Origin of the sequence: Bacillus sp. LJBS17 (assembly GCF_019334685.1) — a bacterium.
In the GTDB taxonomy this organism is placed as follows: domain Bacteria; phylum Bacillota; class Bacilli; order Bacillales; family Bacillaceae; genus Bacillus; species Bacillus subtilis.
On the sequence record NZ_CP079760.1, the window covers coordinates 15,440 to 39,697 of the forward strand.

Genomic DNA, 24,258 nt, shown 5'->3' on the forward strand with positions numbered 1-24,258 from the left:
GTTAAGAGGTGAATTGGTTTGGATGCCAACGAAGTAAAACAATCCTTGAGTGAAAATGACATATTCACCTTACTTCAAGAGTTAGGAGCCCAACCAAAATTAAAAGGTTCAAATATTATATGCAAAACGATCTGTCATAACGGTCATAGCCATAAGCTTACCTACTATTCTAACTCTCATTCATTTTATTGCTTTACGGAATGCGGCCACATGGACCTGTACGGATTAATAGGGAAAATAAAAGGGTTAACTTTTTTTGAGTCATTTAAATTTGTTTGTCAGAGATTTGGATTATCATACAGAAATTCAAAATATGGCTCTGATAAAGTGGATATGTCTTTTTTTGAAAAGTTTGAGCAAAAAGATATGGCAGCAGAAATTAAGCTGTTAGATAAGAAAATCCTTGATTCTTATTATGACTACTATCATAAGTCTTGGATAGAAGACAACATTTCTCCAAAGACAATGAAGAAGTTTAATATTAAGTACTCAGTTTTAGATAACCAAATAATCATACCTCACTATGATCTTAAAGGAAATCTTATTGGGGTCCGAGCCAGGAACTTAAATCAGGAATTAGTGGACTCCGGAAAAAAATATATGCCCGTGTTTTATAAAAATCGTTTTTTAAAGCACCCCACCGGCGCTTGCCTTTATGGATTAAATTTTAACCTGGAACAAATAACAGATTACGGAGCAATCATCTTGTGTGAATCTGAAAAGTCAGTCATGCAGATAGATACTATGTTTCCTGATATGTCTATTGCTGTAGCTTTAAGTGGGTCGACTCTCACTGATACTCAGTTAGAAATAATAAATGACTTAGGCATCGAACGAGTCATAATTGCACTAGATAAAGAATTCACAGAAGTCGGGAGTATCGAAGAAAAATACTACATAGAGAAAATCAATAGTGTTTTTATTAATAAGCTTGGTTCCAGGTTCGAAACAAGTGTGATGTGGGATGTTGAAGGTCTTCTCGATTTAAAAGACAGCCCTTCAGATAAAGGCCCAGAAACTTTCATGAAATTATTCCATAACCGAATCCTAGTAGCTTGATTTACGTTTTAAAAACCCCAGATATAATAACGAAGATTCAACTACTAGGAGGAAAAATTTATGAGAAGTGTTATAAAAATAGAGATCGATCGTCCTTTAAACAGTGAGGAAATTGAATATGTAAATAAATTATCAGCTGAAAAAAAGGAAGAGCAAATCAAAAGAATGAATTATGCAATCAAAGATATGTTAGAGCTAGAAGGCATCCACCCTCAATTCCTGAGAATCACTAATAAAATTGTTGGTGAATCCAATGAAGATTAAACAAATCAGTTCTTACAATGGAGACATCATCGACACCATATTGAAGAATAGAAATATTAAGGATATTGATACATTCCTTAATCCTAACAGCAGCGAGGATCTTAATCCTTTTGATCTTCATAATATTGAACTAGGAGCGAATGTACTTCTTGCTCATTTGCTTATAAACGACCACATCGGTATTTTAGTTGATGCTGACGCTGATGGATTCTCGTCTGCATCAATAATCTATCAATATATAAAAAAAATCGAACCAGATTCGCATGTTTCATATTTTCTTCATGATCGAAAAGCTCATGGATTAACCGATGAAATTTCTCAAAAGATTGCTGACTCATCAATAGATTTAATTATTATTCCTGATGCAGCGTCTAATGATGTTGATGAACTTCAAAGGCTTTATTACATGGGAATTGACATTATCGTCCTAGATCACCATGAAGTAGATAAGATGCCGACGCACGGAATTTTAATTAATAACCAATTAGACGAGAATAAAAGCACTAATAAGAATTTAGTTGGTGCAGGTATGGCCTATAAGTTTTGCCAGGCCTTAGATAGGATTTTAGATACTCATTATGCAGATGATCTACTCGACTTAGTTGCTATCGGTCAAATTGGAGATACTTCAGATATAAGTGAAAATGAGGTCAGAAATCTAGTCTTCCGTGGTCTTGAGACAATCAATAATCCTCTGGTTAAAGTTGCTGTAATGGATGTTTTCGGAAGCCTAGAAGGCATTGCACCAAAAGATCTCTCTTTCTCTATCATTCCAATGATTAATGCTGTTGTTCGTGTTGGGACGGAAGATGAAAAAGACCTGCTGTTCAGAGCCTTAAATAAGATCGGTGATGGACGAGTTTGGAATGTAGAGAAACGGAAGAAAAATAAAAAGACCGGTAAATTCGATAAGATATTAGTTGAGCAAGATCTATATGAATATGCCTTTGATATGATGAAAAAAGTTAAGGGCCGTCAGAACTCAATGATTAAAAAGTCTTTAGAAAAACTTAGGAGCAGTACATACAATGAAGGTGGAATTTCAATTGCTTTACTTGATTCTTCCGATGAAGCTGCGATTACCGGTTTAGTCGCTAATAAAGTTGCGAAAAAATATCAGAAGCCGGCTTTAGTGCTCTATTATAAAGATAAGAAATATATTGGATCGGGACGTGGAGATGAAAAAGTTTTGTCTTCTCTTAAAGACTGGTGCAATGAAACTGGCTTAGTTGAGTTTGCTCAAGGACATGCCAATGCTTTTGGTATCTCTATCCCTGAAGATAACTTTGAGGAGTTCAAAAAAAGAACACATGAAGTTGAGCAGAATGAGTTTGTTTATGAGGTTGACCTCATAGTAAAGGAAAACGTTGATCGGTCTCTAATTGAAGATGTTACTGATAATAAACACTTATTTGGTGGGAAAGTTCAAGAACCCCTACTAGCCTTTGTCGGAATTAAAATTAATAAGAACTTTATCCGTCAAAAAGGTTCCATGTTAACCTTTTATGAAAATGGTGTTGAGTTTGTTATGTACGGAGCACCCGAAGGATTATATGAGAGTCTTAAAAATAATTTCGACAGGCAAATCACGATGGATTTCGTTGGTACCCCATCTGTGAACGTTTATGGTAATAAACGAACTCTTCAATTAGTATTGGTTGACTGTGAAAGAAATGAATCTGGCCAATATGATTTTATTGAGGTACCTGACGAAATTACCGCAGAAACTATTATTTTTTAGGTACAACAGTTATGACAGTCACAACGACAGCCATAACAGTTACAGCAGTAGTTGTAATTGTTATGGCTATCTTTATTTACCGAACTGCCACCATTTTTTCTTCTTGTTGTTTTCTAAGATCAATTGTTTTAATTCCTGGGTTTCTCTAATTGACTGCAGTAATAACTTGTCTCTATCTGTAGAGCCACTTTCTAAAAGCTTTTGAGTTTGATTTTGGCTTTCTAACAGCTGGTCTATTTGTTTCTGTTGGTTTTTTATAATTTCATGCATTTGTTCCATTGTTTCTTTCATAACTGTTATATCCACCGGTGGTTCTTCAAATTCAGTGGTGGCAGCCGACTCTTTCCACACAGTTACATCAGTTATAGAAGATATAACTGTCTTAACAGCGTCTACAACTTTTATTCCTTTTTCGTTTTTAATCTGAATCAGTCGCTTAAAAATCTCCAAATCTCTCTCTGAGAAGATTACTTTTCCTGTGCGACTTCTCGTAAATCTGTATCCGTTCTCTTCTATCAAGAGATAGTACTTCTTAATAGTTGATGGAGATAACCCAAGTTCTCGGGCTACATCATCGACACCAGCGAAAACATCCATAACAGTTATAACCTCCGATTATAGTAGTCATAACAATCATATCATAGACAAAATAGCTTTTTAGAAAAAACGTAATAAAAGTTTCGACATTAATTTACGTTTTCGAATCACCAGATATAAATAAAGAGAAAACACCATATTTAAATCGGAGGAATAATTATGACTCAAACTACTAAATCATTATCTACAGGCAAGAAACAACATGTTTATATTGCTGCGCCATTTTTCAAGCCAGATCAAATCACTCGTGTTGCTTTGGTTGAGACATTACTTGAAAAACATGGATTAACTTACTTTTCACCAAGAAAACAATCAGCAATCGGTCCAATATCATCGCCTGAAGTTCGCAAAAAGTCTTTTGATATGAATGTAAGAGGAATTGAAGAATCAGAGCTTGTTATTGCCATCACTGATGATAAAGATATGGGAACCATTTTTGAAGCCGGACATGCTTATGCATCGGGTGTTCCAGTAATTTATGTGGCCTTCACACTCGGTAAAGATGGAATGTTCAACTTAATGCTAGCTGAGTCCGGAAAAGCTGCGTGTAAAACGGTTGAGGAATTGGAAGCTGCCATACTTGGTCAAGAAATCTATTATGAAGGTTTAATTGAATAATTTATTTAATAAATTCAATAATCAATATCAAAAGATAGCTGATTAAATAATTTTTTATTGGTTTTATTCAATAATCACCTATCAGTACATATGGAGGAACCAATCATGAAAGTAATTAAATTTAAACAAAATGCTTGCCGTCCTTGTCAGATGCTTGAGAACTTCCATACTTTTGAGCTAGGAGTCGAGCCAGATATAACTTATAACCTTTCAAATGGTGATGATGAATCAATAAATGCTGCTATGAAGTTTGGTATTATGGCAGCCCCAGTCTTGGTACTTGTTGATGATGATGAAAATGAGATTGAAAGAATCGTTGGATTTGACGGTAAACAAGATCTGATTCGAGATATGTTCTTAAAAGCAGGAAAAATCGAGGGATAACTTCCCTCGTAACTTTTATAACAGATATAACTTAACTCAATTACTCACAAAAAGGAGACACAACAGTTATGACTTACTACAACCGTGGAAAAGTACGGACTTTAGGAGATACACAAATCTTAGGACTTGGAGAGATTATCCGATACAATAATCGGCCGAAAATCAAACACGAAAATGTTGCTGAACATACGTTTTACGTTATTACAACGGTCCTGAAGATCTGTCAGATGTACAACATTGATGATTATATTAAACTCAAGGCTTTAGAGTTCGCTGCTGTTCATGATATTCCAGAGATTTTCTTAGGAGATGTACCATACGATACGAAAGTAGACAATCCAGACTTAACAGAAATCCTTGAACAAGCAGAAGTTGCTAGCTTAAAAAAGAATATGCCTGAGTACGCTGAGGCTTATGAACAATTCCTCAAAGAAGAAAAAGAGGGGACGATTGCTTATCTAATCGTTAAACTTGCTGATACGGTTTCTGTACTTCAATATTCCAATAGCGAAATCGAACTCGGAAATAAAACAAAACAAATGAAAAGTATTAATGATGGGGCACAAGAACGTGTTTTAAACTTAATTGAAAGGTTGGAGAAAGCAATTGAGGTCAAATCTAGAGATTGATAATTAACTCTGCCTGTTGATTTTCTGGTTGAGAAGTCGATATTTTTCGGCTTCTTTTTCTTTTAATGAAAGAATAGAAAGTTTTTTCTACCAAAAGTATACAAAATGTTTGATCCTATATATAATGTACACATATACGAAAGATGAAATCTGCTTGAATAAAATTCACAAGCATTCGAATTAGGAAACAAACCTATTTATATTGTAATTTCCTTAGGTTTCATCTAAAGTATAAGTATGTAATAGATACGGCTTTTGTAAGGGATTAGGTTCACCTCCATGTCTGGAAAAAAGGGGGTGAGAATATGTCAATAGATACCCTTACAATAATCGCTTTAGTTGCCCAAATAGTGGGTGTGGTTGTACAGATCGTAGATGTTTCTTATACAATTTACTCTAACGAAAAAAAGTAGGCATGCCAAGATTTGGTCGTCTGGGGCATGCCTACTCATGAATTAAGGCTTTTGGTAAACCCACTCCCTTGCAGGAGCTAGTCTATTACCAGATCGAAGATGCGGCAACATCTTCGGTCTTTTTTATTTTATTTTATTCGTTTACGAATCTTTTATACATTCGATAACGAATAAACACCAAAACAACAGTACAACAATGCAACAGTGCAACAGTGCAACAGTGTAAGATTATCATGTAATATAATCACGTAATATTACTACGTAATATATATATAATATATAGTGATTGTATCAACAAAGTTATAGTGTGTCCAGTACGGCTGTTCATCGTCGCATCAAAAATTTGTACATTTAAAAGCACAATTCTTTGTTTTATTATTCGTTAATTTTATGTCACAAAAAAACATCAAAAAATGGAACCGTTATTTATGGACATCCTTGTCATTAAATATCTTATCACCACTGTATGCTTTCAGCATATGAAGAATAAAACAAGAAAGTGACTCTATAATAAAAACACTATTTTATGTTAAAATTATTCTGCTATGGATACGGAAAAATTATCAAATTCAATGATCAGGTTGTTTAATGAAAACGGCAATATTCCTATGAACCAATATGAAGCTTTAACAGCCACAAACATACTTGGAAGGAGTGCAAGGTCTGGAGATTATAAGTACATTGCTTTTATATGTCCTGGCTTGAAAGGCTTCTTTAATTGGCACTCTCATGTTAGGCATGGAATAAAAGCAACGGTAGTTAAAGCTGGACAAGCTAAAATAGTCTACAAAGAAGGCTTGGAAGTTATAGATGAACTTGTTTTGAAATATTATGATTCAGAAGTTGATGTTTCAGCTATCGAACCACCTAACTCAGCCTACTATGCTGAGCAATGCATAAATTATGTTTGTAAGGCCCTTATAGAGCTACAGAGATCCGATTTGATTAAATATATATATTCATCAGAAGTAATCTCTGACGAGCCCGAAAATGATGATTATGGGGGTCTCCAATGGATATATATTTTTAGACACCCTAAAGTTAGAAATGAACTCAAAATTGGTATGACTACCCGGCCTTGGCAAGAACGTTATGCTGAAGCAAACATGAATACATATACCTCAAGAGACTTGGAAGTCGTCGCTACTTTCCCTTGTAAGGATGGTAAAGCAGTTGAAAGATTGATTCACTCTCAATTTGAAGAATACAGACTTCCACCAAAGACTGGTCAAACTAAGCAACCAGAGTGGTTTGAGTTCCCTGAAGACAAAGTTGATGAAGTAATCACTCGAATTGAAAAGTTTATGAAATCAATAGATTTGTTAGCTATATAAAAGGTTGGAGATTTGTCTCCAGCCTTTTTTGTTTTTTATAAAGCAGATATAAAAGTTATGTCGGATATAAAAGTTATGCCAATAAAGACTGCTATAGTAGTCTTTTTTATATTTCAATTTACGTTTTCGAATCACCAGATATAAATACAAAGTAAAGCAAAGAGATTAAAGAAATCGGAGGATATAACAATTATGACTAACTCAACTACTTGTGTTGTCGCGCCGACGCCTGAATTTGTTAAGCCAAAAATCATCATCCTTGAAGGTGTTGATCGTTCGGGAAAATCAACTTTACAACATGCTATAAATAAAGCCACTTGCTACAAACATATTGTAGTCGATAGGGGACCGATTGGTTTTAAAACATACTGCGACCTGTTTAGTCGGGATCCTCAATTATGGGATAACTATGATGATTTAGAAAAACACCTAGCTAAGATGGAAGACGTACTCGTAATTTACCTTGATTGTGACACAAAGGTCCTGATAGATCGATGCATTCAGACCGGCCACGAAATTCTTGATTATACTTTGCATAAGCATTTTTATAAATTTTATTTTGATAAGTCCCCAATGAAGAAGATCATTGTAGACACAACATATAAGACTCCTGAGGAAATTGCCAACGATCTTGTCAAGGAGGGAGTCCTTTAATGAAAAAGGTAGTAATTTACTGCGATGGCGCAGCAAGAAATAACGGAAAAGATAACAATGTCGGAGGTTTTGGGGCAGTTCTTCGATATGGTGACCACGTTAAAACCATTAAGGCTGGCTTTAGAAACGTGACTAATAACATGATGGAAATTCGTGCAGCTATTGAAGCCCTTAAACAATTAAAAACAACTAATATCCCTGTAGAAATCAATACTGATTCTGCATATCTGTGCAACTGTATGAACCAAGGTTGGTATAAAAAATGGATGAATAACGGATGGGTTACAGCTGGTAAAAAGCCGGTGGAGAATCGCCAGTTATGGATTGAATTAATTGAACTGGTCGAACAATTCCCGTTTATCACTTTTAACAAAGTTAAAGGCCATTCAGGAATCCCGGATAATGAACTTGCTGATAGATTAGCAAATGAGGCAATGGATGAACTTACAAGAGGTGCTGCCGTATGAATGAATCAGTCTTCATTATTGTTTATGAGCACGAGGATGAATTCGGATTTAAAGAATCAAGGATGGATACTTTCCGAAGTAAAGAGTTCGCTTTATCTTTTGTCGCGGGGTTCGCAACATCACATGATGATAAAAAACTGGAAAGTGCTTTCTCGGTTAATAAAGAAGGATTACTTACAAAGTACGAAGTTGTTTTTGAGGGGAAATTAAAATTTATTGAAAAAAACCAATAAAAAATTATTAAATCGATTTACGTTTTCATACTTTTAGATATAAATATATTGTAATTCTTATTGAAAAAAATATTGAAAAATCGGAGGAATTAAACTATGCCTAAAAACAATAACCTTGAGCCTGTTAAATTGCCTATGCCAATTCGCTTTGGTGAAAAGCCTGATTTTGAATTCAAAAATGATTTAGAGAATATTAAAGTTACTCTTGTTGATTATACTCCTTGGGAAAGCATCATTCATTACCTCCCTGGATATGTGAATGCTACCTGGGCTGATGAACCTGAAGAAACATATAGCATGGCACAGGTGGTTGATGATATTGAAAAAGCCTTTACCTTTAAAACGCTACCTTCAATACTTGAAACGATTCGTTTAACATTCCGAATTGAAGGAATTTCAGTCCAAGACGTAACCCATTTAATTCGTCATAGAACATTTTCGTTCTCGGCTCAATGTACAGGGGATCGTTGGTTATCTCATACAACTGCAGTTATTCCTGAGTCTATTGAAAATTCCCCTGAGTTTTTAGAAAGATACAAAGATCTTACTCGTCAATGTCGTGAGCTTTATGCTGAAATGATTGATTCTAGGAAGATTTCAATTATGGATGCTCGACTTATTCTGAATAAAAACCATGATAACTTTTATTATGCTTCAATGAATGTTAAAGATTTATTGGCATTCTGCAAGCAGCGTATTGATCGCCAGATTCAACCGAAGTCAGATAACATTATTGCATATCAAATGTATCTTGAGCTGTGTCGGGCATATCCTATTGCTCATTTAGACCTGATCGACTTTGAAATGCCAAGTTTCCATTACATCAAGAATGCTCGAAATGGACATGCCACAAACCTGTACTTCCCAGAAGAAAACTCAGATAAATTCGAATGGAATGAAAAAGACTTTATTTATCAAGACTACCGTGAAAATATTAATGGAACCAACCCTCCAGAAGGGCCAACTAAGTTTCAAAAAATGTTCCAAGAATATAAAAATCAACTTGAAGAATGGAAAATTGCCTCAAAACAGTATATGGATCACCTTGCAGGCCGAGGAGAAGATGAGTAATGTTACAATTTCCTCGAATCCCATCTGTAGGCGAACTTGAATATTTAAAAGAAAATGATGAAATGATCTTGTATGAATCCTTCACGATGATTAATCCTCAGACCAGGAATACCTTTCCTGACTCTGATGAACCTTATTATACTTCACTCGAAATGCAACTAAGACACTTACTTTACAAGTATGATAAAGGGTGGATCTCAAGTGAAAGACAAGTTATGTTATCAAGTGACGAATGTATCTCAGCAGTTCATTTTATATTCGACAATGAGAAACGAGTAATTGGAATTAACGTTTTTCAAAGATCTTCTAACTTGTTTAATTTAGAAGATGACGTTCAATTCTTTAATTACTTCATTGATAAGTACTTAAAAGGGCATAAGAAGATTAAGCTGACATACTTTGTGTCGCAGCCACACATCTTTAAAAACAAAAATAAAAAAATAGAAGATTAACAAATAGCCACTCATCTGAGTGGTTATTTTTTTTACATTTTTCAGTCATCCAATTTACGTTTTTGCTGGTCCAGATATAAATACTTTGTAATACAAAAGAAATGAGGTATTAACAATGGCTCGACTACTACGAAGTATCAATAGAAGTATAGAAAAGTATAAGAAAAAACCTTTCTTAACTCATTCACACACTGATGCATCAAATTTTCGACTAAGAGATGCGATTAATAAACCAGAAGAATTGATTGATTACTGCCATGAGATTGGATTGAGTGGAGTAGTTATAACAGATCACGAAACTTTATCATCCCATGTAAAAGCTCATAAGTATGTTGAAGAGAATAAAGAGCGTCTTGGAGATTTTAAACTAGGGTTCGGCAATGAAATTTACCTGGTTGATAAAGAAGATACCATGGAGAAAAAATCATTAAACCAAAAGATTAGTTTTCACCACTTTATATTAATCGCCAAGTCACAAAAAGGATATGAAGGTCTGAAAAAACTTAGCTCTAAAGCTTGGTACAACTCTTTCTTCTACCGTGGAATGGAACGTGTTCCTACGTACAAAGATGAATTATTGTCTTTAATGCAGGAGTACCAAGGGGAAATTATTGCTTGTACAGCTTGTGTTGGTGGAGAACTTCCTCAGTCTCTAATTTCATATCATGATAATCCTACTCCTGAAAATAAAAAACGAGTACATGATTTCATTGTTTGGTTAAAAGGTGTTTTTGGAGAAGATCTTTATTTTGAACTGCAGCCATCAAAAAACCGTGACCAATTAGTAGCTAATGAAATGATGCTAAAAGTGTCGGAAGCTTACAACGTTAAATGTATTGTCTCTACTGATGCCCATTATCTAAATAAAAAATATGCTCCGGCACATAAAATATACCTTACAGCATCAGAAGGGGAGAGAGAAGTTGATGAATTTTACGCCACAACTTACGTTATGGGATATGAAGAATTGCTTGAGTACTTTGACGAGGAACTATTAGATGTTCTTGTTGATAATACGAATGAGATAAGATCCAAACTTGGAACAATTACATTTGCCCAAGAAACTAAAGTTCCGAAAGCTCATATTCCGAAATATGAAATGAGCCAACTATTTGTTCCTCACTATATGGAATACGAATACATTAGAAAATATGCTGAAAGCAGATACGACATCGATCGTTATTATCTTCATTTAATTGCCGAAGGTATGGTTGCGAAGAAACAAGATCTGAATAAAGAGAACCTTTCAAGAATAAATACTGAGCTTGATGAGCTTTACCATATTACTGAAAATCTTGGTCAGCCACTTTCATCTTATTTTGTCCTTTCAAAAGATGTGGTTGATTTGATGTGGCAAGTCTCGCTAGTTGGTGTGAGCCGTGGATCGGCATGTTGCTTTTATCTGAATTACCTTTTAGACATTGTTCAGCTGAATCCAATGAAATTTAACCTACCTCATTGGAGATTCTTATCAAAAGAACGGCCAGAACTCCCCGATATTGACCTAGATTCTGAAGGATCAAAGCGCCATGAAATTATCCAAATCACAAAAGAGCACTATGGAGAAGAGAACGTCTTGAACATGGGGACTTTTACAACAGAGGGTACTCGTTCAACTGTGTTAACTTCTTGCCGTGGATTAGGAATTGATAAAGATATTGCTCATAATATTGCTAACCTAATTCCTACTCGTAAGGGTGGCATCTGGAGCTTGCACGAATGCTTTTACGGAAACCCAAAAGAAGGAACTAAACCGGCTAAAGAATTCTGCCGTGAAGTTGAAAAGTATGAAGGTTTAAAAGAAGCAATGCTCTCTATTGAAGGATTAATTTCCGGCCGTGGCCAACATGCTTCAGGAGTTATTATTTTCCCTGATGGATATATAAAACAAAATGCCATGATGAAAACAACTTCTGGGCTGCCTATCACTCAGTTTGATGCAGAAGACAGTATCTATATGGGTGGGCTCAAATTAGATTACCTGTCCATTAATGCTCTCGATAGAATTAGAACAGCTTTAGATCTTCTTTTGGAACATGGAAAAATTGAATGGCAAGGCTCATTGAGAGAAACTTACAATAAATATTTTCATCCAGATGTTCTTGAAATGGAATCACCAAGAATGTTCGATTTACTATTTGAAGGACATGTTTTGAATGCTTTTCAATTTGAGACAGCTGTTGGGCAACAGGCACTTACTAAAATTAATCCTCGATCCTTTGATGAGTTATGCGCTGGCAACTCTTTAATGAGATTGAGTACTGATGGAGAGCAGCCACTTGATAAATATGTTCGTTTCAAAAACAACATTCAAGATTGGTACGAAGAAATGAAAACAGCCGGTTTGAATGAGGAAGAAATTAAGATTCTTGAGGAACATTTACTTGATAGGTATGGCATTTGTGATACTCAAGAAGGGCTAATGTTGCTTGCTATGGATGAAAGAATTGCTGGGTTCAGCCTAACTCAAGCTAATAAATTCCGGAAAGCTGTTGCAAAGGCAAACCAAAAATTAATTGAAGATCAAAGAATTAAATTTTATGAAGGTGGAGAAAAAACTGGGGCTCGTAAAGTATTCCTGGACTATGTTTGGAATAAAGAACTTAAACCTCAGTTTGGATACTCTTTCTCATTACCTCATATTGCTGGGTACACAATGATCTTAATGATTGAAATGAATATCTGCCATAGATATGGAGCGATTTATTGGAAGACAGCTTGCTTATCAGTTAACGCGGGGATGATAGGTGAAACTGAGAAAGGCACAAAATACGGTGCAATTGCTAAAGCTGTTGGAGATATGAAAGGTGATATTTTAAACCCGGACATTAACCTTTCAAATAAAGAATTCACACCTTTAGAGGAAGAGAATAAGATCTTATTCGGTCTCAAGCCGATTGCCGGTTTAGGAACAGATGCAATAGAAAAAATCATTGAACATCGGCCTTATAAGAGCTTTGGGGACTTCTTTAAGAAGATAGTCGATCCTGGTCTAATTTCTGAAGCTAAAGTTGTTTCGTTAATAAAAGCTGGTTGCTTTGATTCTTTTTATCCAAACAGGCGACTCTTAATGATCGACTTTGTTAAGGCAATTACCCCTAAAAAAGAAAAGCTTACAATGGTCCAACTACCAACTATAATTCACTTAGCTGATAAGCAAAGATTTGGAACTGAGCTTGAAGTCTATAAGTTTAGAAATAAACTTTTTGGAAGAAATAAAGTCCCTATGACAAGAGAAATCGAACAAGAATTTATGGATTTCTTACAGGCGTACCCTTATCAAGTTGATTATGAATTTAAAGACGGAAAACTTTGTGTTGATCAGAAAACCTTCGATAAAGCTTACAAAGAGATTATCGAACCATTAAGAATGTGGGTTACTTCTCCTGAAGCTGCTGAACAATTTAACAAGATTAAAATGAAAGAGTTCTGGGCCAAACACTGCCAAGGAACAATTGAAGCTTGGGAAATGGAAACATTACTATTCTACTCTAAAAAGCATGAGTTAGATTACATGCCATTACACAACTACTTTAATATTGCTAATTTTAACGATCTGCCGTCTAACCCAGTCATAACTGGATACAAAAAAAATAGAAGAGGAAATGATGTCCCTCAATACAAGATCGATGTTATTGCTGGAACTGTAGTTGAAAAAAACAAGCAGAAGTCTCTCGTCCATGTCCTAACTCAAGATGCTGGCGTTGTAACTGTAAGATATTCTAAAGGTCAGTTTGCTCACTATGATAAAAAGGTCGTTCGAGTGCATGGTAAAGAAAAAGAAGTCCTTGATCCATCTTGGTTCGAACGAGGAAGTAAACTTGTTCTGGTTGGCTTTAGGCGTGGAGAAGAATTCGTCCTTCGGACAAAAGGAACTCAATTTAAGCACAGCACAATGAAAATCAAAGGTTATGGCTCCGAGAAGTTATACCTTCAAATGGCTAAAGTCGCAGAGTAATCTGCGGCTTTTGTTGCTTCTACAGGGCTCTACAAGGAAATTAGTTTGCTTTAATAATATAACCAACCATCTAAATGCAAAATATCGCAGTCATGATTTACATTTCTGTTATAACCGATATAATACCCTCAGTCATGACGGTCATAAGTAATTTATTTAAAAAATAATGTAATAAATGATTTACGTTTTTCAATAACCAGATATAAATATAAAGAATTAAATAACAACTTAAATAATAATATAAATAAAATATTATTTAAGTTGGAGAAAGGACTCAACTACTACTATGAATCAATTTATTCTTGATAGTCAGAAAGAGTTTCAAAAACGTATGGGTCATGACCTTGATAACATGACTCTTCAGGAAAAAGCCACATACATCAAGACTATGATGCTTTGGACGATTGATGAACTCAGTGAAGCTCTTCATGAACTTCCTTATGCTAAAGAATGGTCCAGCAAGTATGAAAAAGAAGATTATGATCTTGAAAAACAGCAGCAGCTATTTAAGGAAGAGGTCATTGATGCTTTGCATTTCTTTACGAATATTCTCATTGCTGCACAAATGACAGAGGAAGAAATTTTAAAATTGTATAAAGAAAAGAACCGGTTGAATTATCGCCGGCAAGAGGATCCAAAACTCGGTTATGTCCGGGGGTAAACTTAGTGATCAAAAAAATCTTAGAGACACTTTTAATTCATTCAATTGGTTATCTGATTTGTTTAGGATGGATCAGTCTTGGTTTTATTCTTGGCTATTTTGGAGATATGATCCTTCATCATATCTTTTCATTTTAATACTTTAAATCATTAAATAAATCGGAGGAAATTAATATGACAACTACTATGCAAACCACTACTAAATACTTTGCGGATACTAAAGTAGCTGCAGAAGCCATTGTAGACCAACAGAAGGCGGAACATGGTGAATACCTTAAATCCCACACGATCACGAAGAAGACTAAAAAAGAAGTGGAATATTATATTGTCTTAGTTACCGTCGAGTACTACAAAGATAAAGACCTCGTGGTGACTGAACAATAAGATGAAGTATGTATTGGCTATTGCTTTATTTTGTACATTAATCACAGCTTATAACCTATTTATCATTTTTCTTATTGGTTACTTCATTTACAAGTTAATGAAACGCTCATAAAGGGATCGGAGGATCCCTTACTCAACTACTAATCGGAGGAATACACTATGGTTAAGGTTATTTGGATATATAAAGTGAACGATCCACTCAATGATTTCTTGGAAAGACAAATAAACGCAGCAGATTTACAAGGCAGCGAATTTGAGAAATTGTCAATTGACGAACATCCTGAGCTAATTGAAGAATATGAAATTGAAAAGACTCATACATTGGTTTTCTTTGATAGGGAAGGCGATAGAATTGCAAACTACGACGGCCCATTTAACAGCAAAGAACTTGAAGAATCAATTAAAGTGATGAATTTTTTCGATTACGTTGCTAATTACAATGGTGAGGAATCATGATATATGTTCTACTTGGAGCAACGTGTTCTGGCAAAACAACAGCATTAGAGACATTAATCCGTCAAGGTCATCAAATGGTTATATCCTATACAACTCGTCCAAAACGCCCAAATGAGATTGATGGGGTTGATTATCATTTCGTTACTCAAGATTATTTTGAGTGGCTTGATGAATCAGGTTTATTAGTTGCAAAGAATAGCTTTAGAAGTGCGTTCGGAGACATCTGGAGCTATGCAATCAATAGCCAAGATATAAAACTCTTTGAAGACCAAATCGTGATTACAGAGCCTTCTGGTTATAGAGATCTAACTGAAAAATACGGTTCGAACAATGTTGTGGGAATCTATTTAATGACTCCTTACGATGTTCGATTAGCCAGGGGATTGAATAGAAAAGATAACTCAGACGAGCTTTTAAGAAGATTAGCTGCGGATGAAAGAGATTTTGAAGGATTCGAACTTGAAGTTGATTACACTATTGTTTCAGTGGATAAGGACCAGGTTATCGAGGACATTCTTAATATTATGAATGGTGACATTAAATGAAGAGCCTACGGTTAGTTTCACCATTACCACCATCAGTTAACAACTATCTAAATTACAAAGTCTCTTCAAATGGCCGGCGTAAATTTGTTCAGGCATATCCATCAGAAGAGACTAAGATATACAAATCCTTCTTTACTGATTATGTAAAAGACCAAATGAATGAACAAGAGTGGGAACAACCTGAAAAAGGAAAGTTAGTGTTTGTAAAAATCAAGTTTTTCTTAGATCGCAAGAGAAAAGACCCAAACAATTTCTTGAAGGTCCCATTCGATGTTTTTACGGAAGCCGGCGTTTATCTTGATGACGATGTGGCTCTACCAGTTGCAGAAAGGGTTTATATTGATAGTCAAAACCCGAGACTGGAATTTGAGATTTATGAGGCTTCCAATATTGGTGTTTTCGATGGCCCAAAAGATCTTGAAGATTTCAAAGACAAAAACTGTGCTCTATGTAAGAAGAAACCTGACCATTGTACAATATTTAAGAGAATCATTGACAATAGGGTAGTTCAAGAGTTCAATCTTTCTAATAAGGAATGTTTAGCAAGGAGGTAAATACCTCCTTTTCTTTTGCTAAATGATGGGGTATCATTTATTAAGTTAAAGATATACATAAAATGAATATTTTATGTTAAATAAGGTCATTTGAGCCTTACATGTCTATATGTTCATATATCCGTTCTTATTCGCTAAAAAATAGGAACAAATGTTCCCTCGATCACCGTATTATGATATTATATTAACGTGTCGGTCAACATAATAAAGGTCATATCAACAAAACAAACTAAACTTTCATAATCCTTCGACTATGGGGAATAATCAAAAAAATAGGTGTACGATCTAGTACTTATGTAATATAATAATTATTGTAAGTACTACCAAAAAAGACCTATTCTGAAGACTTCCAATCTGTGAAAAGGCTCAAACAAAAAGTTAAAAAAATAATATTTTTTTCGTTTACGTTTCTATTTCTCTAGATATAATCATTAAGTCTGATGGATATGGAAATTTTGGTTTTACTTGTATCCACCAACATGAAATAGCAATATAGAGAGAGGACGAGACTTAGTGAAGAAGAAAGAAATCTTATTTTCAAATGGATTATCAATTCAAATGACATTTGAAGAGGTGAGGGAAAGATTTTTGCCGATGGTCTATAAGACTATGAAACAAGCTAATTCAAAGTTCATGTTTAATCAAGTTGAAGAGGAAGATTTTCAGCAAGAGTTGGAGCTTGAATTATGGAGGGCCTACGAAGCGTATGATTCAGACACAGGATACTGTTTCACAACATATCTGTACCCGAAGTTAAGAAAAGGGGTAAGAAATGCTACATATTCCCGTTATGCTCAAAAGAATCAAAGCAATGGAGTCTTTTCAATATCTTCACCAATAGGTGATGACGATCTCAAGATAGAAGATATGCTCGCTGCCAACGACACATCTTTTGATAACATTGCCACTAACGAACTTCTTTCAATCATTTTGAAAAACGTCAAAGAAGACGAAATGGACTTACTTAAAATTATTATTGACGTAAAAAATAATCCTGTTAATGCTTATGCTAAAAAGCATGGTTTGACTCGTCAGGCTGCCAACCAGAGAGTCATAAAGCTTAAGAAAAAATTACGTTCTGTTATCGCCAAAGAATACCTTGAGATCGCTTAACATAAAAAGATCTTATTCAAAGTCTTACCTTGCTGCCAACAAGGTAGGGCTTTTTATTTTGCTTTAATTATTATAACATAACACGAAGTGGTAATAAATAGCATTTCTTCGATAATTTATAATTTTTGTAAGAACTTACCACAGAACCAAAGTGATTCTGCTTAAAGCTCACTAATTATCTTTATTTATTATTATATATAACACAAACGAATAGGACACAAACATCCGAAAATCGTTAAATTAATGTTATTTCCTCGTAAAATTTTTAAAACGAAGTTTAGAAACATTACCAACTTTTCGAATTTTTACAATATCCTACAAATGGACCAAATCCTATTCAAAGTCCATTATAAGTTAAGGGAAATAAAAATAAAAGGGTTTTCTTTAAATTAGTCAAGAATTAAAAAAAATATTTTTTCTGTTCATTTTTTCATTTTGCGATTAGATAATAATTTATTTAAGAGTTTATTTAAAAAATTATTTACGTATGAATAACTTTCCATTATAATTGAAATGAGTTCCAACTAAAGAAAACTAAGGAGATGCTTTAACTTGACACTAACTACTGTAATTGATATTGGGAATTTTAGTACGAAGTACGCTTATAAGGACAAAAAACAAATTAAGGTCGGCAGTTTCCCTTCTATTCTCCATAGCTACAAGCCTTTAGAAGATTACGAGGGAATGGAAAGAGTAGAGTACAACGGCCTTGATTATTATGTTGGAGAAACCGTTAAGAACTTCTATTTCGGCCGTGAAGAACAAATGTATTTCGGCAATACAAGAAAAGGCCATATGGAAGGTCAAATTCGATTAGTATATGCTCTCTATACAATCTTTAAAGAGACTGGAAAGAAAGAATTTAACTTAATTCTAACTTGCCCATATGAAAGTATGGTTACAGATAAAAAATATTTCGTTCAACATTTTGAAGGAGAAAGAGAAGTTATCGTTGAAGGAAAGTCATTCAAATTCACTGTACATAATATCGTGATGGCTGCAGAGGGATTAGGAGCCCTAAACTTCTCAGATTCATTAAACTGCGTCATTGTAGATGCTGGTTCTAAGACATTAAACGTCCTTTATTTAATCAATGGGTCTATAAGTAAAATGGATAGCCATACTATTAATGGTGGGACGATCGACAATTCAATAATGGATTTGGCGAAGACTTTTGCTAAGACTTGCAGCAATATCGATTATGACTACCCTATTGTTTGTACAGGTGGTAAAGCAGAAGAAATGAAAGAATGCTTAGAGAATGTTGGATATTCCACTGTAAGTTCTGCCGAACTGGGTGAGGATAAACCATCTTACTACGTTAATTCAGTTGGATTGCTTCTAAAATACGGTAGGAAGTTTGAGGAGATGTTTGCGTGAGTCGCGAAGATAACTTCATGTATCAGATCAATTGGAATAAGAAGAAGTACCCTGAAATTTGTAAAGCTCTTGAGGACGCTAAGAACCGAACCGGAGGGATTGCTTGGTATTTAAGAGAATTGATTCAGAAAGACCTTGAAGAAAAACGAGGAGGGGTTGTTCGTTCAACTCCGGTATATGAAACAGTTGATCAAGAAGTCCAAAACGATCCTCCAAAGCCTTCTAAAGCAAAAATTGAAACAATTGAGTTACCAGATGATTCAGGAGGGTTCTTATGAAAATTGAAATTAAAGAAAAAGACTTACTCGAGATTCAAGATCTCATTATGAGGTCTTATAGTTTTATAAAGGATGGTCCTGTTCCGGAACTTGAAAAAGAGTTGTATGAGACAGTTCACAAGATAGATAGGATAATTAGGAACGAAGAATAAAGACAGCCAAAAGGCTGTCTTTATTAAATTTTTACCTAAATTCTGTATTTTTTATGTACAGAACTTCCAATATATGGTATAATTAATAATGTAAGAGAGATAAATAACAAATCAACTACTAAGAAAGAGGGAATTAACCATGAAAAAACTTACTATCGAATTGCTTAAAGAAGAAACTCTAAAAGCTATTGAGATGGCTAAAGAAGATTTTGGAGTTGAAATTGATCCTTCTTCTATTGATTATGAAAGCATGTTAGAAAATATTAAGTATGATTTTTCTGAAGAAGAAATCAAGAATAAACCTGTAGCATGTGCTAGCAAAGAAGCATTCCGTAAAGTTTCAATCTTAATCTAATAAGTTTTTAATTAAGGGTTCAGCTATTAAGCTGGACCTTTTTTGGTCTTTTCATTTACGTTCTCAATTGTACGGATATAATTACAAAGTTAAATCTTACAATGGAGGACTTTATCTATGGATATAACTTTTAATACTGGTTTAATGGGTTCTGGAAAGTCTAAAAAGTTAATAGATGATTACTTAATTGATCCTAAAGAAAAAGTTGCCCTTTCAGTTAGTTTAACCGAAGATACTTTTTCAAGAGGAAAAATTGAAAGTAGAGATGGACGCAGCCTAAGATCAATTAACTTAAACAAGGATCAATTCAAACAAAATATTTCTTTATTAGAAATCATTATATTCATGACAAATACCCAAACAATTTATATTGATGAATCTCAATTTCTTCCTAAAGAAACCGTTGAAGAATTTGTTTCATTATCAGAAAGCTACCACGTACCTATTCATTTTTATGGTCTTGATCTAACCTTCACAGGAGAGTTATTTGACTCATCTAGTCACCTTTTAACCATCCTACCCTCCGAAAACATAAACCGAATCTCAAGAGGTTGCGAAGCTTCTAAGTGCTCTAAGATAGCTCAGTATAATGCTCGAATTGTTGATGGAAAAGTCTCTCGATCTGGAGAAACATTTGTAGAAGAAAAGAGTTATTATCTTGCGTTATGTTCTGATCACTATTACAATGATGAAAAAATTATTTAATTTTTTATTGAAAAAGTGGGCTTTTTCGCTCACTTTTTATTTATTTTCTTACATAAAATGTTATAATAAATATAGAGAGATTAATAAGCTTTACTCTGTGGGGGATAAAATGAAAATCAAAATAAGAAGAAATGCTGCTGACATTTATAGAAATGAAAACACTGATCTGTCAGGAGTATACATTGGAGATCCTGTTTGGGAAGATAGACTTCAGAAAATTTCAGGGAAAACTCTAGAAGTTGATACAGAAACCTTATTCAAGTATGAATTCAATACTAAACCGATTAAAGGGGTCTCTAAAGAAGGAATTAGAATTCCGGAAGAATATGTAGAAGAAGTTATTGATGATGTTAGAAAAGGAAAAGCCTACTGTGAGCTTTGCAATCAAACCTCTAATAGTGATAAAGTTTGTACCAATTGTGGTAAGACTGATTATTTAGAAGCATTTTTCGATGATGATGATTATGAATCCTAAAATTGAACATAAAAAATCCCACTCTAATCGGAGAAAAAGAGTAGGACTATGAGATAAATAACTTTAACTCAACTACTGATTCACATTTTACCTAATACATACCCAATATGTCAACCATTTCTTCCTTCTTTCGACGATAAAGGAGGATTTTTTTATACTCATTTACGAAAGTTCAACAAAGTATTATAATAATAAAAAATAGCCTAGTTGGCGCTAGACTATTTTTCGCTTGGCAGCACCTGAGCAAACCGACCAAAGTTTAACAGGGCTACATATATGCCTTTTCATTGCTTTTGGCTATTTTTAATTCAATTATATCAGGTGTTGCTTCGGACTTCAACAAAAAGGAGCAACAAAAATGAGTAAATATTTCACAGCTAATAACCTCGACTCTCTGGTATTTTACCAGGTTCCAAAAGTTCTTCTGATCGGAGACAAGTACAAAACTATGAATCCGAATGCCATGAAACTCTACATAATTTTAATCGACCGAATCAAGCTCAGTATGATGAACAATTGGAAAGACGAACTCGGAAGGTATTACGTTCGTTTAAGCATCGAAAAAGGTTCAGAGCTTCTAGGATTCTCAGATTCAACTTTCAAAAGAGCAAAGAAAGAATTAGCAAAATACGAACTGTTAGAAGAAAAAAGGGAAGGGATGAACAAGTCGAACATCCTCTATCCTCTAATGCTGGAGTATACCGAAGAAGATATTTATCGGTTAAACAATGAAGTTGATGACCTTTTAATTAAAGCAGAGGAAACAGCCAAAAACATAGATAAAAACTGGATGGGTCAAAATGAACTTTCCAGTAATGAACGGATAGGTCAAAATGAACTTTCCGGGAAAGTTCATTTTGAACCATCAAGAGAGGTCAAATTGAACCATCCGGATAGTTCAAAAAGAACCACTAATAATAATAACTCTATTAAAAATAACTTTAATAATAATGAGAATAATCTTGTTAACAAATTGTTAACAAGAGAAGAAACTATACATAATTTAATCTCTGAATATATGAAAAAAGGTTTGCCTAAAGAAGTTTGCATTATGGTTTTAGACGAAGTAGAGAAGACCCCAGATGTGAAAAATTTTGGAGCCTATTTAAGAACTTGTCTTGATAATGCTCTTCATAAAAGAAATCTAAAGTATGGAAATATTGATTTCAAAGGGAAGAAAATAAATGGGCAAGTGCCGTTTTATAATTGGTTAGATAATTAAAAATTAACCTAAAAATACTCCTAAAATCGTTTTACGAACTCATAAACGAAGGATATAATGTTTATAGAACTTAGTCCCAATATATGGGAAAAGATTTTAGGAGGAAGCTTAACTTGACTACTACTAATCAAGACAAGATTAAAAGATTGGACGATAGAGAGAAGTCCAGAGAAAAAATTGCAATTTGGTATGGATCAGCAGATAACTATTATCATGGTTTGAAAGAAATCCTTGCTAATGGAACTGATGAAGTTATAAATAATTTTGATGAAGGAATAGTTACCCTTGAATTGTTTGATGACCTTCAAACTGTTCGGGTTACAGATACCGGTCGAGGGATACCCATTGATGGGGAAACCGATGGTGTTAAAAACTATGAATTATTGTTTAGAACCCTGTTTGCCTCTACAAAATATGAAACGAGCGAACAGACTACTACTGGTACTAATGGTGTAGGGGCGACAGTTCTCAACTTTACTTCGTTGTTTTTTTATATCGAATCTTATTACGATGGATATAAACACACCTTAAAATTTGAAAATGGTGGGGAACTCGTTCAGGACTTAACAAAAGAAAAAATAAGTGAAGACCGCCACGGTACAGTTATAACTTTTAAATTGGATCCTGAAGTTTATCCCGTGGTTACTTATGACAAAGATGTCGTCCGAGAAATTGTAAGAAGGTTTGCTATTGGCTCACATAAGATTAAATTAATCTTCATTCATAACGGTGAAGAAGAGACTTTCCATTATGAAAGTGTTGAAGAGTATTTTGAGGAACTGATTGGCAGCACAACAACTTCTCCAGTGATTACAGCACCAGATTCTTTATACGAAGAAGATGGAGAACGAACTCAAATAAAGCTTACTTTTTCAACAACAACCGATCCAATCCAGGAGTCTTATTTGAACTTAACCTACCTTTCTGATGGGGGTTCCTTTAATGACGGCGTTATAACTGGGATAAAAACCTTTTGTAATAAATATGCGAGAGAAAATAAGTTATTCCCTAAAGGAATTAATTCTTTTACAACAGAAGACATTGAATCGAGCGTTAGTTTTGTCTTGGTGGCTTTATCAAATAAAGTTGAATTTAAAAACCAAACCAAACTTTCAACTGATAAGAAGCTTTATCGAAAATTAGCCCAAAGGCATACTACCCAACTTCTCGAAGTTTTCCAAATAGAAAATGAAAAAGGCTTCAAAAAATTCGTTAATCACTTACTTGAAGTTCAAAAACATAATACTCAGTCTCAAAAGGCTAAACAGCAGCTCAAAAAGAAGCTGAGTGAAAAGGTCGATGGTATTGGAAATAAAGTGGCGAACTTGGTCGACTGTAAGAAGCATGGCAAAGACTCTGAAATCTTTATTGCTGAAGGCCAGTCTGCGTTAGGCTCAATTGTTTTAGCTCGAGATGCAGTTTATCAGGCAGCTTATCCACTTCGTGGAAAAATTTTGAACTGCCTTAAAGCAGATTATACGACTATCTTTAAAAACCAAATTATCACTGATCTGATTAAGGTTCTCGGTTGTGGTATTCAAACTGACAAAAAGAACAAGGACCTTGATACGTTTAATATTAATAACCTTCGTTATGGAAAGATTATTATTGCTACTGACCAAGATTCTGATGGAGCTCAAATAGCATGTTTAATCATTACAATGATCTATAGACTAATGCCGAAGCTAATTGAAGAAGGTTATGTTTATATAGCTCAAACACCACTTTATGAAATCAAATTGGAAGATGATTCAATGATCTACTTCTATTCAGAAAGTGAAAAGGACCAAAAGATCAACACTTTAAAGGGTAAATACACAATTGCTCGTTGTAAGGGTCTTGGGGAACTTGATGCAGTTACTATGGCTGAAACAGCGATGAATGAAGAGACACGGAACCTTATAAAAGTGACAGTTGAAGACGCTGAAAATATGATTGAGTCCTTAGAAACTTGGATGGGTAGCAGCGTTGATAACAGAAGAGAATATATTTCAGAAAATCTTTATAAGTATGTTGAAGAAGCAATTTAATAGCTTTTCTAAGGTTGGCAATTAAATTGCCAATCTTTTTTATTCTCATTTACGTTTTAGAAAGACTAGATATAA

Annotated in this window: 28 protein-coding genes; 27 read left to right on the forward strand and 1 reads right to left on the reverse strand. The window is 34.4% G+C overall.

The features are described from left to right. The first annotated feature begins 18 nt into the window (after nucleotides 1–18). The 3 genes from KXZ66_RS21725 to KXZ66_RS21735 are packed head-to-tail and all read left to right on the forward strand — an operon-like array spanning nucleotide 19 to nucleotide 3,064. Nucleotides 19–1,059 (forward strand): hypothetical protein, encoded by a 1,041-nt coding sequence (locus KXZ66_RS21725; RefSeq protein WP_106074225.1) that lies wholly within the window; start codon nucleotides 19–21, stop codon nucleotides 1,057–1,059. A gap of 60 nt (nucleotides 1,060–1,119) precedes the next feature. Continuing rightward, complete coding sequence (locus tag KXZ66_RS21730) at nucleotides 1,120–1,323, forward strand: hypothetical protein (RefSeq protein WP_106074224.1); 204 nt, start codon at nucleotides 1,120–1,122, stop codon at nucleotides 1,321–1,323. Continuing rightward, complete coding sequence (locus tag KXZ66_RS21735) at nucleotides 1,313–3,064, forward strand: DHH family phosphoesterase (RefSeq protein WP_013603318.1); 1,752 nt, start codon at nucleotides 1,313–1,315, stop codon at nucleotides 3,062–3,064. The genes KXZ66_RS21730 and KXZ66_RS21735 overlap by 11 nt, the downstream gene beginning before the upstream one ends. A gap of 72 nt (nucleotides 3,065–3,136) precedes the next feature. Here KXZ66_RS21735 and KXZ66_RS21740 read toward each other — a convergent pair whose 3' ends face one another. Next, nucleotides 3,137–3,661 carry a DUF3967 domain-containing protein gene (locus KXZ66_RS21740; protein WP_106074223.1) on the reverse strand — a complete coding sequence of 175 codons (525 nt, stop codon included), beginning with the start codon at nucleotides 3,659–3,661 and terminating at the stop codon, nucleotides 3,137–3,139. 159 nt (nucleotides 3,662–3,820) lie between these two features. Here KXZ66_RS21740 and KXZ66_RS21745 point away from each other — a divergent pair, with 159 nt between their 5' ends. The 24 genes from KXZ66_RS21745 to KXZ66_RS21860 all read left to right on the forward strand — a co-directional run bounded on the left by KXZ66_RS21745 (nucleotide 3,821) and on the right by KXZ66_RS21860 (nucleotide 24,183). Further along, the gene (locus KXZ66_RS21745) at nucleotides 3,821–4,279 is read left to right on the forward strand and encodes a nucleoside 2-deoxyribosyltransferase (protein WP_106074222.1); all 459 of its coding nucleotides are present in this window, start codon (nucleotides 3,821–3,823) and stop codon (nucleotides 4,277–4,279) included. A 105-nt stretch (nucleotides 4,280–4,384) separates the two neighbouring features. Further along, on the forward strand, nucleotides 4,385–4,663 hold the full coding sequence (locus tag KXZ66_RS21750) for a thioredoxin family protein (RefSeq protein WP_009968567.1): 279 nt from the start codon (nucleotides 4,385–4,387) through the stop codon (nucleotides 4,661–4,663). Nucleotides 4,664–4,731: 68 nt separating this feature from the next. Continuing rightward, on the forward strand, nucleotides 4,732–5,292 hold the full coding sequence (locus KXZ66_RS21755; RefSeq protein WP_106074221.1) for a YfbR-like 5'-deoxynucleotidase: 561 nt from the start codon (nucleotides 4,732–4,734) through the stop codon (nucleotides 5,290–5,292). Nucleotides 5,293–6,250: 958 nt separating this feature from the next. Continuing rightward, the gene (locus tag KXZ66_RS21760; RefSeq protein WP_106074220.1) at nucleotides 6,251–7,039 is read left to right on the forward strand and encodes a GIY-YIG nuclease family protein; all 789 of its coding nucleotides are present in this window, start codon (nucleotides 6,251–6,253) and stop codon (nucleotides 7,037–7,039) included. Nucleotides 7,040–7,231: 192 nt separating this feature from the next. Continuing rightward, complete coding sequence (locus tag KXZ66_RS21765) at nucleotides 7,232–7,693, forward strand: hypothetical protein (RefSeq protein WP_020846151.1); 462 nt, start codon at nucleotides 7,232–7,234, stop codon at nucleotides 7,691–7,693. Beyond that, nucleotides 7,693–8,160 (forward strand): ribonuclease H family protein, encoded by a 468-nt coding sequence (locus KXZ66_RS21770; RefSeq protein ID WP_020846152.1) that lies wholly within the window; start codon nucleotides 7,693–7,695, stop codon nucleotides 8,158–8,160. The genes KXZ66_RS21765 and KXZ66_RS21770 overlap by 1 nt, the downstream gene beginning before the upstream one ends. Further along, nucleotides 8,157–8,393, forward strand: a complete 237-nt coding sequence (locus KXZ66_RS21775) for a hypothetical protein (RefSeq protein ID WP_013603327.1) — start codon at nucleotides 8,157–8,159, stop codon at nucleotides 8,391–8,393. Before KXZ66_RS21770 ends, KXZ66_RS21775 begins: the two co-directional genes overlap by 4 nt. A gap of 96 nt (nucleotides 8,394–8,489) precedes the next feature. Further along, nucleotides 8,490–9,464, forward strand: a complete 975-nt coding sequence (locus KXZ66_RS21780) for an FAD-dependent thymidylate synthase (protein ID WP_013603328.1) — start codon at nucleotides 8,490–8,492, stop codon at nucleotides 9,462–9,464. Next, complete coding sequence (locus tag KXZ66_RS21785; protein ID WP_013603329.1) at nucleotides 9,464–9,916, forward strand: hypothetical protein; 453 nt, start codon at nucleotides 9,464–9,466, stop codon at nucleotides 9,914–9,916. The genes KXZ66_RS21780 and KXZ66_RS21785 overlap by 1 nt, the downstream gene beginning before the upstream one ends. A gap of 115 nt (nucleotides 9,917–10,031) precedes the next feature. Continuing rightward, nucleotides 10,032–13,874: a PHP domain-containing protein gene (locus KXZ66_RS21790; RefSeq protein WP_106074219.1), complete on the forward strand. Its 3,843-nt coding sequence runs from the start codon at nucleotides 10,032–10,034 to the stop codon at nucleotides 13,872–13,874. Nucleotides 13,875–14,160: 286 nt separating this feature from the next. Then, nucleotides 14,161–14,535 carry a dUTPase gene (locus tag KXZ66_RS21795; RefSeq protein ID WP_013603331.1) on the forward strand — a complete coding sequence of 125 codons (375 nt, stop codon included), beginning with the start codon at nucleotides 14,161–14,163 and terminating at the stop codon, nucleotides 14,533–14,535. Between the two features lie 173 nt (nucleotides 14,536–14,708). Continuing rightward, nucleotides 14,709–14,918 carry a hypothetical protein gene (locus KXZ66_RS21800; RefSeq protein ID WP_009968550.1) on the forward strand — a complete coding sequence of 70 codons (210 nt, stop codon included), beginning with the start codon at nucleotides 14,709–14,711 and terminating at the stop codon, nucleotides 14,916–14,918. Between the two features lie 159 nt (nucleotides 14,919–15,077). Continuing rightward, nucleotides 15,078–15,374: a thioredoxin family protein gene (locus KXZ66_RS21805; RefSeq protein WP_013603333.1), complete on the forward strand. Its 297-nt coding sequence runs from the start codon at nucleotides 15,078–15,080 to the stop codon at nucleotides 15,372–15,374. Continuing rightward, complete coding sequence (locus KXZ66_RS21810; RefSeq protein ID WP_106074218.1) at nucleotides 15,371–15,919, forward strand: nucleoside/nucleotide kinase family protein; 549 nt, start codon at nucleotides 15,371–15,373, stop codon at nucleotides 15,917–15,919. Before KXZ66_RS21805 ends, KXZ66_RS21810 begins: the two co-directional genes overlap by 4 nt. Then, complete coding sequence (locus tag KXZ66_RS21815) at nucleotides 15,916–16,473, forward strand: RusA family crossover junction endodeoxyribonuclease (protein WP_095375017.1); 558 nt, start codon at nucleotides 15,916–15,918, stop codon at nucleotides 16,471–16,473. Before KXZ66_RS21810 ends, KXZ66_RS21815 begins: the two co-directional genes overlap by 4 nt. A gap of 513 nt (nucleotides 16,474–16,986) precedes the next feature. Continuing rightward, nucleotides 16,987–17,586 (forward strand): sigma-70 RNA polymerase sigma factor region 4 domain-containing protein, encoded by a 600-nt coding sequence (locus tag KXZ66_RS21820; protein WP_009968495.1) that lies wholly within the window; start codon nucleotides 16,987–16,989, stop codon nucleotides 17,584–17,586. Nucleotides 17,587–18,138: 552 nt separating this feature from the next. Further along, nucleotides 18,139–18,966: a ParM/StbA family protein gene (locus KXZ66_RS21825; RefSeq protein WP_013603336.1), complete on the forward strand. Its 828-nt coding sequence runs from the start codon at nucleotides 18,139–18,141 to the stop codon at nucleotides 18,964–18,966. After that, on the forward strand, nucleotides 18,963–19,244 hold the full coding sequence (locus KXZ66_RS21830) for a hypothetical protein (RefSeq protein WP_009968681.1): 282 nt from the start codon (nucleotides 18,963–18,965) through the stop codon (nucleotides 19,242–19,244). The genes KXZ66_RS21825 and KXZ66_RS21830 overlap by 4 nt, the downstream gene beginning before the upstream one ends. After that, complete coding sequence (locus KXZ66_RS21835) at nucleotides 19,241–19,396, forward strand: hypothetical protein (RefSeq protein WP_009968683.1); 156 nt, start codon at nucleotides 19,241–19,243, stop codon at nucleotides 19,394–19,396. The genes KXZ66_RS21830 and KXZ66_RS21835 overlap by 4 nt, the downstream gene beginning before the upstream one ends. 139 nt (nucleotides 19,397–19,535) lie before the next feature. Beyond that, a complete protein-coding gene (locus KXZ66_RS21840) occupies nucleotides 19,536–19,751 on the forward strand; it encodes a hypothetical protein (RefSeq protein ID WP_013603337.1) in 216 nt (71 codons plus the stop codon). A gap of 117 nt (nucleotides 19,752–19,868) precedes the next feature. Further along, entirely contained in the window at nucleotides 19,869–20,456 is a 588-nt protein-coding gene (locus KXZ66_RS21845; RefSeq protein ID WP_043940325.1) for a thymidine kinase, read from the forward strand. Nucleotides 20,457–20,565: 109 nt separating this feature from the next. Then, nucleotides 20,566–20,931 (forward strand): hypothetical protein, encoded by a 366-nt coding sequence (locus KXZ66_RS21850; protein WP_020846156.1) that lies wholly within the window; start codon nucleotides 20,566–20,568, stop codon nucleotides 20,929–20,931. 358 nt (nucleotides 20,932–21,289) lie between these two features. Beyond that, entirely contained in the window at nucleotides 21,290–22,153 is an 864-nt protein-coding gene (locus tag KXZ66_RS21855) for a replication initiator protein A (RefSeq protein WP_052500201.1), read from the forward strand. 113 nt (nucleotides 22,154–22,266) lie between these two features. Beyond that, nucleotides 22,267–24,183 (forward strand): toprim domain-containing protein, encoded by a 1,917-nt coding sequence (locus KXZ66_RS21860; protein WP_082044621.1) that lies wholly within the window; start codon nucleotides 22,267–22,269, stop codon nucleotides 24,181–24,183. Nucleotides 24,184–24,258: the final 75 nt, after the last annotated feature.

Excerpts from the sequence above, each read along its gene's own strand:
- KXZ66_RS21805 (WP_013603333.1), top strand. The coding sequence starts at position 15,078 with ATGGTTAAGGTTATTTGGATATATAAAGTGAACGATCCACTCAATGAT.
- KXZ66_RS21785 (WP_013603329.1), top strand. The coding sequence starts at position 9,464 with ATGTTACAATTTCCTCGAATCCCATCTGTAGGCGAACTTGAATATTTA.
- KXZ66_RS21745 (WP_106074222.1), top strand. The coding sequence starts at position 3,821 with ATGACTCAAACTACTAAATCATTATCTACAGGCAAGAAACAACATGTT.
- KXZ66_RS21750 (WP_009968567.1), top strand. The coding sequence starts at position 4,385 with ATGAAAGTAATTAAATTTAAACAAAATGCTTGCCGTCCTTGTCAGATG.
- KXZ66_RS21840 (WP_013603337.1), top strand. The coding sequence starts at position 19,536 with ATGAAAAAACTTACTATCGAATTGCTTAAAGAAGAAACTCTAAAAGCT.
- KXZ66_RS21795 (WP_013603331.1), top strand. The coding sequence starts at position 14,161 with ATGAATCAATTTATTCTTGATAGTCAGAAAGAGTTTCAAAAACGTATG.
- KXZ66_RS21760 (WP_106074220.1), top strand. The coding sequence starts at position 6,251 with ATGGATACGGAAAAATTATCAAATTCAATGATCAGGTTGTTTAATGAA.
- KXZ66_RS21765 (WP_020846151.1), top strand. The coding sequence starts at position 7,232 with ATGACTAACTCAACTACTTGTGTTGTCGCGCCGACGCCTGAATTTGTT.
- KXZ66_RS21845 (WP_043940325.1), top strand. The coding sequence starts at position 19,869 with ATGGATATAACTTTTAATACTGGTTTAATGGGTTCTGGAAAGTCTAAA.
- KXZ66_RS21775 (WP_013603327.1), top strand. The coding sequence starts at position 8,157 with ATGAATGAATCAGTCTTCATTATTGTTTATGAGCACGAGGATGAATTC.
- KXZ66_RS21790 (WP_106074219.1), top strand. The coding sequence starts at position 10,032 with ATGGCTCGACTACTACGAAGTATCAATAGAAGTATAGAAAAGTATAAG.
- KXZ66_RS21735 (WP_013603318.1), top strand. The coding sequence starts at position 1,313 with ATGAAGATTAAACAAATCAGTTCTTACAATGGAGACATCATCGACACC.
- KXZ66_RS21780 (WP_013603328.1), top strand. The coding sequence starts at position 8,490 with ATGCCTAAAAACAATAACCTTGAGCCTGTTAAATTGCCTATGCCAATT.
- KXZ66_RS21755 (WP_106074221.1), top strand. The coding sequence starts at position 4,732 with ATGACTTACTACAACCGTGGAAAAGTACGGACTTTAGGAGATACACAA.
- KXZ66_RS21740 (WP_106074223.1), bottom strand. The coding sequence starts at position 3,661 with ATGGATGTTTTCGCTGGTGTCGATGATGTAGCCCGAGAACTTGGGTTA.
- KXZ66_RS21730 (WP_106074224.1), top strand. The coding sequence starts at position 1,120 with ATGAGAAGTGTTATAAAAATAGAGATCGATCGTCCTTTAAACAGTGAG.
- KXZ66_RS21770 (WP_020846152.1), top strand. The coding sequence starts at position 7,693 with ATGAAAAAGGTAGTAATTTACTGCGATGGCGCAGCAAGAAATAACGGA.
- KXZ66_RS21835 (WP_009968683.1), top strand. The coding sequence starts at position 19,241 with ATGAAAATTGAAATTAAAGAAAAAGACTTACTCGAGATTCAAGATCTC.
- KXZ66_RS21810 (WP_106074218.1), top strand. The coding sequence starts at position 15,371 with ATGATATATGTTCTACTTGGAGCAACGTGTTCTGGCAAAACAACAGCA.
- KXZ66_RS21800 (WP_009968550.1), top strand. The coding sequence starts at position 14,709 with ATGACAACTACTATGCAAACCACTACTAAATACTTTGCGGATACTAAA.
- KXZ66_RS21850 (WP_020846156.1), top strand. The coding sequence starts at position 20,566 with ATGAAAATCAAAATAAGAAGAAATGCTGCTGACATTTATAGAAATGAA.
- KXZ66_RS21855 (WP_052500201.1), top strand. The coding sequence starts at position 21,290 with ATGAGTAAATATTTCACAGCTAATAACCTCGACTCTCTGGTATTTTAC.
- KXZ66_RS21815 (WP_095375017.1), top strand. The coding sequence starts at position 15,916 with ATGAAGAGCCTACGGTTAGTTTCACCATTACCACCATCAGTTAACAAC.